Here is a 456-nt window from a genome sequence, read left to right on the forward strand (position 1 = left end):
TAGAGAGCGACCCCTTAACTACCCCAACACTTGACCTAACAAAGCTCTCGGATGCAAGTGACGAATCTCTAAAGCAAGCAATTCTAAGCGCTTCTCTTTATGAGCACGCGCTTGATACAGAGTGGATAGGCACGAACCAATTGCTTGATCATATTCCCTTAGCGAACGTGTTTTACACAGCAAGCGACCTAGCAGAGCAGCTTTCTGCATACCTGGACACCTACTCTGACAACGGAAATAGTTATGCTAGCGCACTGAGCAGTATCACCAATGATGCTCAAAATATTGCAGAAGATCTCGACAGCGCTGAGCTTCAAATTCAAACTCAACCGCAGTCCATACATACCAGTGAATCACAAAGCTTTTCTTTGTTTGTTCTCGCATCCGGAGCGGGAAGCTTAAGCTATCAGTGGCAGAAGGATGGCGAGAATATCCCGGGCGCGACAGCAAGCTCCT

1 protein-coding gene is annotated in these 456 nt (G+C 47.4%); it reads left to right on the top strand.

Translation table 11 applies throughout. The features are described from left to right. On the top strand, nucleotides 1-456 hold a 456-nt coding region (locus tag A3761_RS27000; protein WP_197472831.1), incomplete at both ends, for an immunoglobulin domain-containing protein.

Source organism: Oleiphilus sp. HI0123 (genome assembly GCF_001635315.1).